At 70.9% G+C, this 15407-nt stretch carries 15 protein-coding genes; 6 read left to right on the forward strand and 9 right to left on the reverse strand.

The annotated features are described in order from the left end of the window. Positions 1-138: 138 nt before the first annotated feature. Positions 139-1032, forward strand: a complete 894-nt coding sequence (locus AW273_RS15425) for a carbohydrate kinase family protein (protein ID WP_062349012.1) — start codon at positions 139-141, stop codon at positions 1030-1032. A gap of 94 nt (positions 1033-1126) precedes the next feature. Next, positions 1127-1738, forward strand: coding sequence for a DUF2306 domain-containing protein (locus tag AW273_RS15430; protein ID WP_062349013.1), 612 nt, complete (start codon positions 1127-1129; stop codon positions 1736-1738). Here the strand turns inward: AW273_RS15430 and AW273_RS15435 are convergent. Genes AW273_RS15435 through AW273_RS15450 form a run of 4 tightly spaced genes read right to left on the reverse strand, consistent with a single transcriptional unit; the run spans position 1725 to position 6693 of the window. Then, positions 1725-2360, reverse strand: a complete 636-nt coding sequence (locus tag AW273_RS15435) for a response regulator (protein WP_062349014.1) — start codon at positions 2358-2360, stop codon at positions 1725-1727. The two genes, AW273_RS15430 and AW273_RS15435, sit on opposite strands and share 14 nt — an antisense overlap. Next, positions 2357-3427, reverse strand: coding sequence for a sensor histidine kinase (locus tag AW273_RS15440; protein ID WP_062349015.1), 1071 nt, complete (start codon positions 3425-3427; stop codon positions 2357-2359). The genes AW273_RS15435 and AW273_RS15440 overlap by 4 nt, the downstream gene beginning before the upstream one ends. Positions 3428-3431: 4 nt before the next feature. After that, entirely contained in the window at positions 3432-4622 is a 1191-nt protein-coding gene (locus AW273_RS15445; protein ID WP_062349016.1) for an endo-1,4-beta-xylanase, read from the reverse strand. 13 nt (positions 4623-4635) lie between these two features. Beyond that, positions 4636-6693, reverse strand: a complete 2058-nt coding sequence (locus AW273_RS15450) for a RecQ family ATP-dependent DNA helicase (protein ID WP_062349168.1) — start codon at positions 6691-6693, stop codon at positions 4636-4638. A 44-nt stretch (positions 6694-6737) separates the two neighbouring features. Between AW273_RS15450 and AW273_RS15455 the strand changes: the two genes are divergently transcribed. Then, positions 6738-7223: a GNAT family N-acetyltransferase gene (locus tag AW273_RS15455; protein WP_083949784.1), complete on the forward strand. Its 486-nt coding sequence runs from the start codon at positions 6738-6740 to the stop codon at positions 7221-7223. Positions 7224-7260: 37 nt separating this feature from the next. Beyond that, the gene (locus AW273_RS15460; protein ID WP_062349169.1) at positions 7261-9702 is read left to right on the forward strand and encodes a DNA gyrase/topoisomerase IV subunit A; all 2442 of its coding nucleotides are present in this window, start codon (positions 7261-7263) and stop codon (positions 9700-9702) included. A 148-nt stretch (positions 9703-9850) separates the two neighbouring features. Here the strand turns inward: AW273_RS15460 and AW273_RS15465 are convergent, their stop codons facing one another. The 4 genes from AW273_RS15465 to AW273_RS15480 form a co-directional block, all read right to left on the reverse strand. Further along, positions 9851-10342: an SRPBCC family protein gene (locus tag AW273_RS15465; protein ID WP_062349018.1), complete on the reverse strand. Its 492-nt coding sequence runs from the start codon at positions 10340-10342 to the stop codon at positions 9851-9853. Positions 10343-10345: 3 nt separating this feature from the next. Beyond that, entirely contained in the window at positions 10346-10648 is a 303-nt protein-coding gene (locus tag AW273_RS15470) for an ArsR/SmtB family transcription factor (RefSeq protein WP_062349019.1), read from the reverse strand. A gap of 32 nt (positions 10649-10680) precedes the next feature. Beyond that, the gene (locus tag AW273_RS15475) at positions 10681-11043 is read right to left on the reverse strand and encodes a VOC family protein (RefSeq protein WP_062349020.1); all 363 of its coding nucleotides are present in this window, start codon (positions 11041-11043) and stop codon (positions 10681-10683) included. A 226-nt stretch (positions 11044-11269) separates the two neighbouring features. Next, positions 11270-11557, reverse strand: coding sequence for a hypothetical protein (locus tag AW273_RS15480; RefSeq protein ID WP_062349021.1), 288 nt, complete (start codon positions 11555-11557; stop codon positions 11270-11272). A 137-nt stretch (positions 11558-11694) separates the two neighbouring features. On the opposite strand from AW273_RS15480, the gene AW273_RS15485 reads away from it, so the two are divergent. Then, positions 11695-12213 (forward strand): beta-class carbonic anhydrase, encoded by a 519-nt coding sequence (locus AW273_RS15485; protein WP_062349022.1) that lies wholly within the window; start codon positions 11695-11697, stop codon positions 12211-12213. Beyond that, positions 12214-12966 carry a GNAT family N-acetyltransferase gene (locus AW273_RS15490; RefSeq protein ID WP_062349023.1) on the forward strand — a complete coding sequence of 251 codons (753 nt, stop codon included), beginning with the start codon at positions 12214-12216 and terminating at the stop codon, positions 12964-12966. A 259-nt stretch (positions 12967-13225) separates the two neighbouring features. Here the strand turns inward: AW273_RS15490 and AW273_RS15495 are convergent, their stop codons facing one another. After that, entirely contained in the window at positions 13226-15304 is a 2079-nt protein-coding gene (locus tag AW273_RS15495) for a DNA gyrase/topoisomerase IV subunit B (RefSeq protein WP_232327437.1), read from the reverse strand. Positions 15305-15407 lie beyond the last annotated feature (103 nt).

Here is a 15407-nt window from a genome sequence, read left to right on the forward strand (position 1 = left end):
CTGTGCACAAACGCGGGGGTTGGGCAACGGATGTGCATCGACTGTGTACGAGTGTCCGCCTCACCCCCCACGAAGCTTGCAGAAGCTGTTAAGTTTCCGGGGTCAGCGTCGATTTGCAGTAAGCAAGGTGGTGACATCATGACGCGGGTCGTCGTGGTGGGCGATCTCATGACCGACGCGGTCGCCCGCGCCAGGTATCCGCTCGCCCGGGCTAGCGACACTCCGGCCGTGGTGACCATGCACGGTGGCGGCTCCGGGGCCAACATCGCCTCGTGGCTCGCCGTCGAGGGCTCCGAGGTCGCCTTCATCGGGCGTCGCGGCGCCGACATCACCGGCCGCAACCGCGACATGGAGCTGATGGGCTACGGCGTCGACGCCCGGCTCGTCATGGATCCCGAGCGCCCCACCGGCACCTGCGTCGTCCTGGTCACCCACAAGGGCGAGCGCACGATGCTCTCCGACCCCGGCGCCAACGCCGCGCTGTCGCCGGAAGACCTGCCCCGTGACCTGTTCACCCAGGGCGGTCACCTGCACATGTCGGGTTACACGCTGATCTGCGAGGGCTCCCGCGATGCCGGTCTGGCCGCCCTCGACCTGGCCCGCCGCGCCGGCATGTCGATCTCGGTCGACTGCGCCTCCTCCGCGCCGGTCGAGCGCACCGGCGCCGAGCCGTTCCTCGAATGGACCCACGGCGCGAAGTTGCTGTTCGCCAACGCCGACCAGGCCAAGGTGCTGACCGGCCGCGACGAGCCCGAGGCGGCCGCCAAGGTGCTGACCGCCTGGTTCCCGCAGGTCGTGATCAAGTGCAACGCCGACGGCGCGCTCTGGTACAGCAACAACCGGTCCGACGCCGTCAAGGTCCCGGCCGAGCAGGTCGAGCGGGTCGTCGACGGCACCGGCGCGGGTGACGCGTTCGCCGCCGGGTTCCTGCCGAGCTGGCTCGACGGCAAGCAGCCGGCCGACGCCCTGGCGGCGGGCAACGCCCTGGCCGCCAAGTGCCTGGCCAACCTGGGCGCGCGCCCCCGGCTCTAGCCGAAAGTACGCCCGATCGCCGGCCGTTGGAACGATCAGGCCGGGGCCGTTGGCGCGATGTGAACGGGCGCCCCCGACCGCGACGATCTGAGGCATGACCGTCAGACGTCTGTGGATGTTGCCCACCGGGCTCGTGCTGCTCGCCCTCGTCCCCTCACTGGCCGGTGGCCTCCGGCTGGCCGAACTCTCCGGCGGCGGCCCCGTCACGCCGGACAACGTCCGCTTCTTCGACATGCCGCTGCCCGTCGTGGCCCACATCGTCGGCGCGGTGATCTACGCCCTGCTGGGCGCGTTCCAGTTCGTCCCCTCACTCCGGCGCGGCCCCTGGCATCGGCGGGCCGGGCGGGTGCTGGCGGTGGCCGGGCTCACGGTGGCCCTCAGCGGGATCTGGATGGCCCTCTGGTACGACCTGCCGGAGACCGACGACGGACTGCCGATGACGATCATGCGGGTGGGCGTCGGCGGGGTGATGGCCTTCGCCGTCGTGTACGCCGTCGTGGCGGTCCGCCGGCGGGATTTCGCCACCCACCGGGCCTGGATGATCCGCGCCTACGCGCTGGCGATGGGCGCCGGCACCCAGGCGTTCACCCATGTGCCGTTCGCCGTCGCCGGGATCACCCCCGACGACACCGGGCGGTTCGTCGCGATGGCCGCCGGGTGGGCGATCAACCTCGCCGTGGCGGAATGGGCGATCAGGCGTTCCTGATCCGGCCCGTCTCGTAGGCCCACATCGCGATCTCGACCCGGTTCCGGGCGCCGAGCTTGGCCATGAGGCTGGCGATGTGGGTCTTCACCGTGCTGACCGAGATGTGGAGCTCGTCGGCGATCTCATGGTTGGTCCGTCCCCGGGCCACGGTCGTGATGATCTGCTCCTCCCGGTCGGTCAGCGGCTCGAACGGCTGGACCGGGTCGGCCGTGCCGGCGAAGGCGCGCAGCAGGCGGGCGGTCACGTTCGGCGCGATCAGGGCGTCACCGCCGGCGGCGGCCCGGACCGCCTGCGCGAGCAGCGCCGACCCGGCGTCCTTCAGCAGGAAGCCCCGCGCGCCCGCGCGCAGCGCGGCGTAGACGTACTCGTCGAGGTCGAAGGTGGTGATGACGACCACGGCGACCTCGCCGGACAGCTCGCGGGTGGCCTCGATGCCGTTCATCCCGGGCATCCGGATGTCGAGCAGGCACACGTCGGGCCTGAGCCTGCGCGCCAGCTCGACCGCGCGGCGGCCGTCGGCGGCCTGGCCGACGACCTCGATGTCGTCGTGGGCCTCCAGGATCATCACCAGGCCGGTCCGGACGATCTCCTGGTCGTCGGCCACGATCACGCGAATGGTCATGCGGTCCTCGGGAGCACGGCGGTGACGGTCCAGCCACGGCCGGGGGCGGGGCCCGCCTCGCAGGTGCCGCCGAGGAGGGTGGCCCGTTCGGCCATGCCGAGCAGACCATAACCCGTCGCCCCCGGTTCGGGGGACTCCCCGTCGTCGGTGACCCGCAGCCTGACCCGGTCGCCGTCGGCGGCGACGAGCACGTGGATGCGGGTGGCGTGGCGGGCGTGCCGCCGGGCGTTGGTGACCGACTCCTGGGCCAGCCGGAAGATCGCGGCGTCGGTCGGGGGCGGGAGCTCCCCGAGATCGCCGAGCACCTCGACGTCGACGGGCACGCCGGAGCCCTTCTGGAGTTCCGGCAGATCGGCGACGCCCCGGGCCGGGTCGAGGTCGGCGGGGTGGCGCAGCACCCGGACCATGGTCCGCATCTCGGCCAGCGCCCGGGACGCCTCGGCCTCGATGACCTTCAGCGCCTCCACGGCCGCGTCGGGGTCCTTGTGGGCGCGGGCCAGCCCGGCCTGGGCCCGGATCGCCATCGCCGACACGTGGTGGGCGACGGTGTCGTGCAGGTCGCGGGCCAGGCGTTCGCGTTCGAGCAGCTTCACCCGCTCGCGGTCGCGCTGCTGGACCCGGACCCGGAACCTGACGGCGATCCCGGCGAGCAACGCGATCGAGACGACGGCGAGGGCCCCGACCAGGTCGGTGGCCGCCGGGACCGACAGGGCGACGTTGCCCAGCACGACCGCCGCGCCCGCCAGGACCTCGCGCCCCGACCCCCACCGGCCCAGCGTGTAGGGCAGGATCAGCAGGAACGCCGACGTGTGGGTGTCGTCGGGGCCGCCCATCAGCCGGTCGGCCACGAGGGTGCCGCCGAAGGCGACCACGACCACGAGCAGCGGATGGGCCCGCCGCCACCACAACGTCGGCACCAGCGCGAGCGTCAGCGCCACCACCGGCCAGGGCAGCTCAGGCCGCAGCACCCCTTCGAGCACGACGGCCGGGGCCAGCAGCGCGATCAGCGCGTGGTCACGCCAGACCCGCTTGGGGGGAGGCGGAAGAGGACGCGGCTCGTTCCACACGCCGTCATGGTACGAGTTCGCACTCGATCGCGGATCGGCCTGAAGTACTACCGTTTCCGAGGGTGACCGTGCCCGTCCGGCCCTGGTGTTCGATCGTGTACGTCCCCCGGAAGCCCCGCAGCGGGAGCCGGCCCTCCTCGTCGGTCCTCATGGTCGTCTCGGGCAGCCACCACTCGCCCCTGACCAGGTTCCGCAGGGCGTGGTAGGAGGGCTTGGGGGTGCCGTCGGCCCGGACGAATCCGCCGGGCGCGCCCAGCCAGGCGCCGTCCTGGAGGCCCCAGTAGGTGATCGCCCGCACGGCCGGGTGGCCGACCAGGGTGCGGTAGTGGCGGACGATCTCGTCGGCCTGCCGCTCCTCGCCCTCGGGCGTGGAGGGCCAGTCGTCGATCTGGTAGTCGTTCAGGTCGACGATCTCGGGCGGCATCAGGTGCCCCGACACGATGGTCGTCTCGGTGAAGTGGATCGGCAGGCCGTACCGGGAGAAGCGGTCGAGGGTCTCCAGGGTGCGCTCCTCGCCCCAGTAGCCCTGGTGCATGTGGCTCTGCAGGCCGAGCGCGTCGACGCGGACGCCCGCTTCGAGCACGCCCTCGATGAGGCACTCGTAGGCGGCCGACATGTCGAAGTCGTTGAGGAGCAGGGTCGCGCCGGGGTTGGCGTGGCGGGCGGCCTCGAACACCATCCGGATCATGGGGATGCGGCCGATGTCGCGGCACAGGCGGGTGATGCCGTTGTCGTACTTGTCGAAGATCGGCATGATGACGACCTCGTTGATCACGTCCCACATGTCGATCACGCCGGCGAAGCCGGTGACCTCGCGGGTGATGCGGGCGACCTGGGCGGCGGCGATCTCGCCGTTGTTGAGGTCGAGCAGCCAGTCGGGGGCGAGGGTGTGCCAGGCCAGTGGGTGGCCTTTCACCGGCACCCCCCGGTCCGTGAAGAACCTGGCCATCTCCATCAGCTTCTCGGTCTGCGGGCTGCCCATCTCGCCCTCGAACTGGGCCCAGTAGAAGGGCAGCGTGGCGAAGTTGAACAGCTCGAACCACTGGTCGGCCAGGGGGATGTCGCGTTCGAATCCGGTGCAGCCGAACAGGAACTCGTGATCGGTCTGCCGGACGAGCACGTCCTGCCCGGCGACGGGGTTCTGGCCGGCGGTGACGGTGACGAGGGCGTCCGCGACGCGGTGGGAGGGAAGCACCCCTCCCCTATACCTACGTCGTGGCCGCCAACACCAGGGGGAGCACGACCGGTGCGCCCGCGTGGCGGATCTGTGCGGCGGCCAGCGTCAGCGTCCAGCCGGTGTCGGACCGGTCGTCGACCAGCAGGACCGGACCCCCGGCTTCCGCGATCTTCGCGGCGAGTTCGCGGGGCATGGCCAGGGTTCCCCTGATCGCCTGGACGCGCTGGTTGCTGTTGAACCGCCTGCCCGGAGTGCCGTTGCGGTAGCCGAGTTCCCCCAGGTAGGACAGGCGGCCCACCTGCGCGAGGCGCTCGGCGAGGCTGCGTACCAGCCGGGGTTTGGAGACCGAGGGGACACTGACGACGGCGACCGGCCGCTGCTCCCAGCCCCACTCCTTCAGCACCTCGACGACCGCCCCGAAGACGTCGTCGGGCACATCCTGGTCGGGGCCCGCGAGGAGCTCCCTGAGACGGGTGCCCCAGCCGATGTCGGTCAGCCGGCCGAGCGCGCGGCCGGTGCCGGCCGAGAGTTCCGGCTTGATGCGGCCCTTGAGGTCGTCGAGGCCGGTAGGCCACTGGCGGCGGGGTTCGAGGTCGACGCCGGGCCGGACCAGCCGGTCGCGGGCGCTCTGCACAGCGGTCTCGGCGACGCCGGCGTCCCACCGGGCGCCGGTGCAGTTGTCGCACCGGCCGCAGGGGGTGGCGGTGTCGTCGTCGAGGTGGCGGCGCAGGAACATCTCGCGGCAGCCGTCGGTGGTGAGGTAGGCGAGCATGGCCTCCTGCTCGGCGGTGCGCTCGGCGGCGACCCGCTGGTAGCGGTCGGCGTCGTAGGCCCACTCTTCGCCGGTGGCCTGCCAGCCGCCCTTGACCCGGCGGACCGCGCCGTCGACGTCGAGGACCTTGAGCATCATCTCCAGCCGGGTGCGGCTGAGGTCGACCCGGCTCTCCAGCGCCGCCGTCGAGAGCGTCTGGTCGCCGAGCGCGGCCAGCGCGGCCCTGACCTGCTGTTCCGGCGGAAACGCCAGCGAGCCGAAATAGGCCCAGATGTCGCGGTCTTCGGTGCCGGGCAGCAGGACGACCTCGGCCCGCGCCACCCCGCGCCCGGCGCGGCCGACCTGCTGGTAGTAGGCGACCGGCGACGGCGGCGCCCCGACGTGGACGACGAACCCGAGGTCGGGCTTGTCGAACCCCATTCCGAGCGCCGAGGTGGCCACCAGCGCCTTGACCCGGTTGGCGAGCAGGTCGTCTTCGGCGGCGAGCCGCTCCGACGGCTCGGTCTGCCCCGAGTAGGCCACCACCGGGAACCCCTGGTCGCGCAGGTAGGCGGCGATCTCGGAGGCGGCGGCGACGGTCAGCGTGTAGATGATCCCGGAGCCCGGCAGCTCCCTGAGCGCGGTCGCCAGCCAGGCCAGCCGCTTCTCGGGTCCTCCGGGGGTCACGACCGACAGACGCAGGCTGTCGCGTTCGAGCGGCCCCCGGAGCACGAGCGCGTCGCCGAGCTGCTCGGCGACGTCACGCGTCACCCGCGCGTTGGCGGTGGCGGTCGTGGCCAGCACCGGCACGCCGGGCGGCAGCTCCTCGAGGAGGGTGCGCAACCTCCGGTAGTCGGGCCGGAAGTCGTGGCCCCAGTCGGAGATGCAGTGGGCCTCGTCGACCACCACGAGCCCGGCCGACTCGGCCAGCTCGGGCAGCACCTGGTCGCGGAACTCGGGGTTGTTGAGCCGCTCGGGGCTGACCAGCAGCACGTCGACGAGCCCCTCGGCGACCTGGCCGTAGATCTTCTCCCACTCGCCCGGGTTGACCGAGTTCACGCTGACGGCGTGGATCCCGGCCCGCTCGGCGGCGGCGATCTGGTTGCGCATCAGCGCCAGCAGCGGCGAGATGATCACCGTCGGGCCCTCGCCGAGCTCGCGCAGCAGCGCGGTGGCGATGAAGTAGACCGCCGACTTGCCCCAGCCGGTCCGCTGCACCACCAGCGTGCGCCTGCGGTCGAGGACCAGCGACCTGATCGCCGTCCACTGGTCGTCGCGCAGGGTCGCGTGGTCGCCCGCGAGAGCCCTGAGGCGCTCCTCGGCCTCCTCGCGCAGCATCTCCTCTTCGCTCACGGTGTCCTTAGTACCAGTAAATTCCTCATGTGGACGTCACCACCTGGTACCTCGAACAGACCTCCCCCTCCGATCTGCGCCCGGCCCGGCCCCCACGCGACGATGTCGACATCGTCCGGGCCGAGATCCCGTCGGCCGATTTCCACCGGTTCCTCTACTCGGCCGTGGGCGGCGGCTGGCAGTGGACCGACCGTCGCGACTGGACCGACGAGCAGTGGCTCTCCTGGCTCGGCCTGGGCGTGGAGACCTGGGTGGCCTACCTCCGTGGCACCCCGGCGGGCTACATCGCCCTGGAACCCCAGGGCGCTTCCGTGGAGATCGCCTATTTCGGGCTGATGCCCTTCGCGATCGGCAAGGGGCTCGGCGGCCACCTCCTGCACCACGGCACCGCCAAAGCGTGGACGTCGGCCGAACGGGTCTGGGTGCACACCTGTTCACTCGACTCCCCGGCGGCCCGCGGGAACTACGAGGCCAGGGGATTCCGCCTGTACAAGACGGAAGTCTCGAAGGTCTGAGTCGCGGGTGTCGGCGGGGACCGGCAAAATGTTCGACATGGCCCGACGAACCACCAGCCCCCCGCCCGACGAGGACTTCGAGGAGCGGATCGTCGACATCGACGTGTCCGCGGAGATGCGCACCAGCTTCCTGGAATACGCCTACAGCGTCATCTACCAGCGTGCGCTCCCCGACGCCCGCGACGGGCTCAAGCCCGTGCAGCGCCGCATCCTCTACTCGATGAACGAAATGGGGCTGCGCCCCGACCGGGGCCACGTGAAGTCGTCCCGCGTCGTCGGCGAGGTCATGGGCAAGCTCCACCCCCACGGCGACGGCGCGATCTACGACGCGCTGGTCCGCCAGGCCCAGCCGTTCTCGATGCGGCTGCCGCTGGTCGACGGCCACGGCAACTTCGGCTCGCCCGACGACCTGCCGGCCGCCATGCGTTACACCGAGGCCCGCCTGTCCGACGCGGCGATGCTGATGGTGCAGTCGATCGACGAGGACACGGTCGACTTCAAGCCCAACTACGACGGCCAGGAGACCGAGCCCTCGGTCCTGGGCTCGGCGTTCCCCAACCTGCTGGTCAACGGCTCGACGGGCATCGCGGTCGGCATGGCCACCAACATGGCCCCCCACAACCTGGTCGAGGTCGTGGCCGCCGCGCGGCACCTGCTGAAGCACCCCGACGCGACGCTCGACGACCTGATGAACTTCATCCCCGGCCCCGACCTGCCCACGGGCGGCTACGTCAACGGCCTGTCGGGCATCCACGATGCCTACCGGACCGGCCGGGGCACCTTCAAGATGCGGGCCACCGCGACGATCGAGAACGTCACCCCGCGCCGCAAGGGCCTGGTCATCACCGCGCTCCCCTACAACGTGGGCCCCGAGCGCGTCGTCACCAAGATCAAGGAACTGGTGACGGCCAAGAAGCTGACCGGCATCGCCGACCTCAAAGACCTCACCGACCGGCACAAGGGCCTCCAGCTGGTCATCGAGATCAAGAACGGTTTCAACCCCGAGGCGGTGCTCGAGGAGCTCTACCGGCTGACGCCGATGGAGGAGACCTTCGGCATCAACAACGTGGCCCTCGTCGACGGCCAGCCGCGCACCCTGGGGCTGCGCGAACTCCTCTCCGTGTACGTCGAGCACCGCCTCGACGTCGTCCGCCGCCGGTCCCTCTACCGGCGGCGCAAGCGCGAGGAGCGGCTCCACCTGGTCGAGGGCCTGATCGTCGCCCTGCTGAACATCGACGAGGTCATCCAGGTCATCCGCACCTCCGACGACTCGGCGGCGGCCCGCGGCGGCCTGATGGAGCGCTTCTCGCTCAGCGAGATCCAGGCCAACTACATCCTCGACACCCCGCTGCGCCGCCTGACCCGCTACGACAACCTGGAGCTCGACAAGGAGAAGGCGACGCTGACCCGCGAGATCGCCGAGCTCACCGAGATCCTCTCCTCCGACCTGAAGCTCCGGAAGGTCGTCTCCGACGAACTGGCCCAGGTCGCCAAGACCTACGGCACCCCCCGCCGCACCCTCCTGCTCGAGGGCGGCGTGGCCGCGGTCGCGCCGGTGCCCCTGGAGGTCGCCGACGACCCGTGCCTGGTCCTGCTCTCCTCCACCGGCCTGCTCGCCCGCACGGCCGACGCCTCGCCGCTGCCCGCCGAGGGCGAGCGCACCGTCCACGACGTGCTCGTGTCGGCCGTGCGCTCGACCGTCCGGGGCGAGGTCGGGGTGGTGACCTCGCTCGGCCGCATGATCCGCGTGAGCGTGGTCGACCTGCCGACCCTGCCGGCCTCGGCGAACCCGCCCTCCCTGGCGGGCGGCCACCCGGTGGCCGAATACGTCTCCCTGGCCGCCGACGAGACCGTGGTGGGCATCGGCTCCCTCGACCCCGACGGCCCCGGCCTGGCCCTCGGCACCGAACAGGGCGTCGTGAAGCGGGTGGTCCCCGACTACCCGGCCAACCGCGACGAGTTCGAGGTCATCACCCTCCGCGACGGCGACACGGTCGTGGGCGCGGTCGAGCTGACCTCCGAAGACCACGACCTGGTGTTCATCACCTCCGACGCCCAGCTCCTGCGCTACTCAGCGACCAACGTCCGGCCCCAGGGCCGCCCGGCGGGCGGCATGGCCGGCATCCGCGTCGAACCCGGTGCCAGGGTGATCTGGTTCGGCGCGATCGACCCGTCCCGCGAGTCGCGTGTGGTGACCATCGCGGGTTCGTCCACCGCCCTGCCCGGCACCCAGATCGGCGGCGGCAAGATCTCCGACTACGCCGAGTTCCCCCCGAAGGGCCGCGCGACGGGCGGCGTCCGCGCCCAGCGTTTCCTGAAGGGCGAAGACGTCCTCCTGCTCGCCTGGGCCGGTCCCGGCCCCGCCAAGGCCGTGTCGTCGGTCGGCAAGCCGGTGCCCCTGCCCGAGGAGATCGGCCGGCGCGACGGCTCGGGCGTGCGGCTGACCCACACCGTGGCGGCGATCGGCGGCGCCTTGTGACCGAGATCCTGGAGGCCGCCGACCGCCTGTGCGCGGCCATCCGGGCTCACGCCGAGGCGCTGACCAGCACGCCCCGCCTGTCCACGGTGGTGGTCCCGGCAGCCGTCGAGGTCGCCTGCCGGGATCGCCGACGCCGGGTGGCTTCGCGTCAGGACAGCTTGGTCTCGTAGGCGTCGTGGAGGTCCTGCCAGCCGTGGGCCAGGGCGTCGTCGCCGACGGCGCGGCCCTGCGGGGTGCCCGCCAGGAGGAGGTCGGCGGTGTCGAGGCAGACGTGCCAGCCGGCCGCGTTGCGGGCCGCCCATTCCGGGCCGGGCATGGTGTGGGAGAGGCGTAGCCGGGTGCCCGACTCCGTCGGTTCCAGCTCCCAGCGCAGGAGGTCGCCGCCCCACGTGTATTCGAGCAGGCGGGGGCGGTCGGCCTTGAGGATGGTCTCCTCGGTGCCGGCTCCGTCCATCACCAGGGTGGCGGCGCCGGGTGTGGCGAGGTCGCGGTCGGGCTCGAAGGGGGCCCACTGCTTGAGCCGGCCCGGTTCGGTCAGCGCGGCCCAGACCTTCTCGGGCGGGTGGCGGAGGTCGCGGGTGAAGACGAGGGTCCAGCGGCCGTCGTCCGCCGGATGGGCCGTGACGTCTGCGAGTTCCATGGCCTACTCCTGCCGGTCGAGGTGGGTTTCGAGGGCGTCGAGGCGGTCGTCCCAGAGGCGGCGGTAGGGCGCCAGCCATTCGTCCAGGGCGGCCAGCGGACGCGACTCGACGCGGTAGATGCGCTGCTGCGCCGCCGTACGCGACGAGACCAGCCCGGCCTCCCGGAGCACCTTGAGGTGCTTGGAGACGGCGGGCTGGCCCATCGACAACTCCCGCACGAGCTCTCCGACGCTGCTCTCCGACCGGCGCAACCGGTCGAGTATGCGACGCCGGGCCGGCTCGGCGAGTACGGCGAACACGTCCACCCTCTTATATTCCCCTTCAGGAATATAAGACGTCAATCACAGAGGCAGAAAAGGTGGCCGGCCGGGTCGAGGTAGACGACGAAACCCTGCTCGTTCCCCGGCTGGTGGTGGTGCTTGACGGCCCCGAGGGCGACGACCTTCTCCCCGGCCTCGACCAGGTCGTCGACGACGACGTCGAGGTGGGCCTGCTGCGGATGGTCGGCCTGCGGCCAGACCGGGGGAACGTAGTTGGGGGCGTGCTGGAACGCCAGCTGCACCGGCCCGCCGTCACCGATGGTGACCCAGTCGGTGTCGTTCTTCACGATCTCCCAGCCGAGGAGTTCCGCGTAGAAGCCGGCGAGGGCCTTGGGGTCGGGGCAGTCGTACACGAACGAATGGAGGGTGGCGATGGCCATGGACGTCTCCTGCTTTCCCAGAACGATGTAACCGGCTAAGAACCTATACCGGTGTCGCCGGATAAGCCAGGCAATTACCCCACCCCGCCGAGGCCCCCGCCTCCCCGCCCCTAGCCAGACGTCGGCTCGCCAAACCGACACCCTGGCCGCCTCCGCTCCGGACCGGTTCGGCCCCTTCTCCAGGCGGCCCCGACAACGTCTCCCCGGCCGCCGCGCGCGTGACGTGTTACCTCGCCAAGGCCTCCAGGAGCCGCGCCGGGTCGCCGCCCGCCCAGTCGGCCAGCACCTGCGATTCGCGGTCGCCCGGCTCGAACGCGTCCGGCTTCAGCATCCCGGTCTCACACAGGGCCACGATCAACGGGTCGTCTTCCGGCAGCGTGTCCACATAACAGGCCGCGTCGATGAGCGCGAGGGCCAGGCGGGCGTTGCGGCCCTCGTCAGACGGCTCCACACGGTCGAGGCGGTGCCGGGCGCGGGCGCGGAGATGGTCGGACAGGGGCGCGGTGGTGCTCATGCTCTCGGGTCTCCTCAGACGGTCGGCGACTTTACGTCACGGATAATTACCTAGGGTGACACGAGTTCGGGGGTGCTTCATCGCATTGGTAGACCCCGGGAAAGGTCACGAATGCGGTCTGCGGGAACATTCCGTACATGAACGGTGCCTTCGATGATCTGCTCTCGGCCAACGAGACCTACTCCGCCACGTTCACGGGTTCCGGCCTGACCGGCACGGCGGCCCGCGGACTGGCCGTCGTCACCTGTATGGACTCCCGTATCGACCCCCTCGGCCTGCTGGGCCTCAAGCCCGGCGACGCCAAGATCCTCCGCAACGCGGGCGCCCGCGTGACCGACGACGTGCTGCGTACCCTCGTCGTCGCCGTGTTCGTCCTCGGGGTCAACCGGGTCCTCGTGATGCCGCACACCGACTGCGGCATGACGAAGGTCACCGACGACGACATCCACGACCTGGCCATGGCCCAGGGTGTCGACACCCGGAGCCTCGACTTCCACACGGTGCCCGACCAGAACGCCGCCCTGCGGCACGACCTCATCCGCATCCGCACCAGCCCGTTCCTCGACGGCGTGGTGTCCGTCGGCGGGGCGATCTACGACGTCCGGACCGGCAAGCTGACGCCGATCGAGGAACTCCGCCGGAACGCCGCCGCGTAGATGACCGAGCTCGACCGGATCCTCCGGTTCAAAGAGGATCACATCCGCTCCCAGGCCGACGACGTCCAGGAGCACCTCTTCGGGTTCGCGGTCCGCAATCGCCGGTACGCCGCCTCGCACCACCACAACAAGGTCGTGATCACCGGCCCGGCGGACGCACAGGAGATCCTGGCCTTGGCCGACCACGCCCTCGGCGGGTCGGCCCACCGCCTGGTGGAGATCCACCACGAGCCCACGGCGCGGGCCGTGACCGGCGCGCTGACCGAGGCCGGCTACGACCACGAGTGCAACCTGCTGATGCTCCACCAGGGCGCCCCACCGCCTCCGGCGCCCGGTGTGGTCACCGTGACCCTGGCCGACCTCCACGAGCCCGTACGGGCGAGCTGGGCGGCCGAACTGCCCCATCTCAGCCCGGAGGAGCTCGACCAGCTCACCGAACGCCGCGCCACCCTCCTCCAGGACGGCTACGAGACCACCTTCCTGGCCGTGAAGGACGCGGGGGCCTCCATCGTCTGCCACGGCGACCTCTACATCCACCGGCCCTCGGGCATGGCCCAGTTCGAAGACCTGTCGACCCACCCCGACCACCGGCGCCGGGGCCACGCCCGCGCCGTGGTGACGGAGGCGATCCACCGAGCGGGCGAGCTGACCCTGTTCCTGGAAGCCGACGGGGCCGACTGGCCGAAGGACTTCTACGGCCGCCTGGGCTTCACCCCGGTCGGCCGGACCCACCACTTCCGCAGAATGCTCTGACCCGGGCAGGCCGCCCACCCCGTGGCATCCCCTGAAGGCCTGCCCTACAGGCGACCACGACGGGTGGGCACGCGACTCACACCTCTGCTCAAACATCCGCCCACTTCGGCGCAGGCCCGGTCACCTCGGCACGCCTGATCAGCCCGCCGCCGACCAAGCCACCCCGACGCCGGTCTCTTCTTCGACGCAGGCCCCCTGACATCAGGCAGCGGCCATTCAAAACGAAACCTGGCCGCCGACACAGGCGGCGCCCAATTGGTCAGGCGTCGATGTGGTCGCGGTCGATGTCGGAGGCCGAGCTCACGATGAACTCTCGCCGGGGCGCCACATCGCTGCCCATCAGCAGATCGAAGATGCGCTCACCCTCTTCCACGTCTTCGATCCGGATCCGCCGCAGCACCCGGTGACGCGGGTCCATGGTCGTCTCCGCCAACTGGTCGGCGTCCATCTCGCCGAGACCCTTGTAGCGCTGGGGCGGTTCCTTCCACTTCTTGTTCCGCTTGCGCAGCCCGGCCAGCACCTTGTGCAACTCGGCGTCGGAGTAGCAGTAGATGTACTTCTCCTGGCCCCGCCCCGGATTGGTGAGCTCCACCCGGTGCAGCGGCGGCACGGCCGCGAACACCCGCCCGGCCTCCACCATCGGCCGCATGTAGCGGTGGAACAGGGTCAGCAGCAGGCACCGGATGTGGGCCCCGTCGACGTCGGCGTCGGCCATCAGGATGATCTTGCCGTACCGCGCCTGCTCGATGTCGAACGAGCGGCCCGACCCGGCGCCCACGACCTGGATGATCGCCGCGCACTCGGCGTTCTTCAGCATGTCGCTGACCGACGCCTTCTGCACGTTGAGGATCTTGCCCCGGATGGGCAGCAGCGCCTGGAACTCCGAGTCGCGGGCCAGTTTGGCGGTGCCCAGCGCCGAGTCGCCCTCGACGATGAACAACTCGCTGCGGTCGACGCCGTCGCTGCGGCAGTCGACCAGCTTCGCCGGCAGCGCCGAGCTCTCCAGGGCGGTCTTGCGGCGCTGGTTGTCGCGGTGTTCCCGGGCCGCGATGCGGGCCTTGGCCGCCGCGACGATCTTCTCCAGGACGGCCCTGAGCTGCTGCTTGGCCCCGCGCGGCGGGTTGGTGAAGGTCTCGCGGAGCTCCCGCGAGACGACCGTCGAGACGATGCGGGTCGCCGCGGAGGTGCCGAGCACCTCCTTGGTCTGGCCCTCGAACTGCGGCTCGGCCACCCGCACGGTCACCACGCCGGTCAGACCTTCGAGGATGTCCTCCTTGGTCACACCATCGTCGTTGGCCCTGAGCAGCCGGGACTCACGCAGTAACTCGTTCATGGTCCGGACCAGCGCCCGCTCGAAGCCGAGCACGTGGGTGCCGCCCTTGGGCGTGGCGATCACGTTGACGAACGACCGCACGGTCGAGTCGTAGCCCTTGCCCCAGCGCACCGCGACGTCGACGACCATCTCGCGCTCGACCTTGGTCGGCGTCATGTGGCCCTGCTCGTCGAGCACCGGCACGGTCTCGTGGAAGTGGCCCTGGCCCTGCATGCGCAGCACGTCGCAGACGCCCTCGTCGCGGGCCAGGAACTCGGTGAACTCGCTGATGCCGCCGTCGAACCGGAAGGTCTCCTCGGAGCCCTCCTCAGTGCGGCTGTCGCGCACCGACAACGTCAGGCCGGGCACCAGGAACGCGGTCTGCCGCAGCCGGACGTGGATCTCGTCGAGCGAGACCTCGGCCTCGGGCAGGAAGATCTGCCGGTCGGCCCAGAACCGCACGCGCGTGCCGGTGACACGGGAGCCGAGCGGCCCGCCGTCGCGGAGGCCGGACTTCTTCTTGAACTTGGCCGCGGGGCCCGCGCCGTCGAAGATCCCGGGCACGCCGCGCCGGAAGCTGATCTCGTGGACCCGCCCGTCGCGGTCGACCTCGACGTCGAGCCGGGACGACAGGGCGTTCACCACCGAGGCGCCCACGCCGTGGAGGCCGCCGGAGGCGCCGTAGGACCCGCCGCCGAACTTCCCGCCCGCGTGGAGCTTGGTGTAGACCAGCTCGACGCCCGCGAGCCCGCTCTTGGGCTCGACGTCGACCGGAATGCCGCGGCCGTCGTCACGCACCTCGATCGAACCGTCTGGATGGAGCTCCACCTCGATGAGGGAGCAGTATCCGGCCAGCGCCTCGTCGACACAGTTGTCGACGATCTCCCACAGGCAGTGCATGAGCCCGCGGCTGTCGGTCGACCCGATGTACATACCTGGGCGCTTGCGGACGGCTTCGAGACCTTCCAGAACCGACAGATGACGAGCCGTGTAACCCGTCTCCGCTACCGTCACTCCAGCTCCCACGCTCAACAGTCGAACACGCGTACGCAGCTTAGCGCTAGGCGTGGTTTTACGCCTACCAGCTTGCCAGTTGTCGAGGGCTTCTCGTTACCTGCGGTGTGATCCA

This window comes from Herbidospora yilanensis, assembly GCF_001570565.1.
Lineage (GTDB): Bacteria > Actinomycetota > Actinomycetes > Streptosporangiales > Streptosporangiaceae > Herbidospora > Herbidospora yilanensis.

Bases quoted from the DNA above. Each gene is read 5' to 3' on its own strand.
- AW273_RS15460 (WP_062349169.1), top strand. From the start codon at position 7,261: ATGGCCCGACGAACCACCAGCCCCCCGCCCGACGAGGACTTCGAGGAG.
- AW273_RS15490 (WP_062349023.1), top strand. From the start codon at position 12,214: ATGACCGAGCTCGACCGGATCCTCCGGTTCAAAGAGGATCACATCCGC.
- AW273_RS15475 (WP_062349020.1), bottom strand. From the start codon at position 11,043: ATGGCCATCGCCACCCTCCATTCGTTCGTGTACGACTGCCCCGACCCC.
- AW273_RS15435 (WP_062349014.1), bottom strand. From the start codon at position 2,360: ATGACCATTCGCGTGATCGTGGCCGACGACCAGGAGATCGTCCGGACC.
- AW273_RS15465 (WP_062349018.1), bottom strand. From the start codon at position 10,342: ATGGAACTCGCAGACGTCACGGCCCATCCGGCGGACGACGGCCGCTGG.
- AW273_RS15450 (WP_062349168.1), bottom strand. From the start codon at position 6,693: ATGCTGCGCGAGGAGGCCGAGGAGCGCCTCAGGGCTCTCGCGGGCGAC.
- AW273_RS15430 (WP_062349013.1), top strand. From the start codon at position 1,127: ATGACCGTCAGACGTCTGTGGATGTTGCCCACCGGGCTCGTGCTGCTC.
- AW273_RS15485 (WP_062349022.1), top strand. From the start codon at position 11,695: ATGAACGGTGCCTTCGATGATCTGCTCTCGGCCAACGAGACCTACTCC.
- AW273_RS15480 (WP_062349021.1), bottom strand. From the start codon at position 11,557: ATGAGCACCACCGCGCCCCTGTCCGACCATCTCCGCGCCCGCGCCCGG.
- AW273_RS15425 (WP_062349012.1), top strand. From the start codon at position 139: ATGACGCGGGTCGTCGTGGTGGGCGATCTCATGACCGACGCGGTCGCC.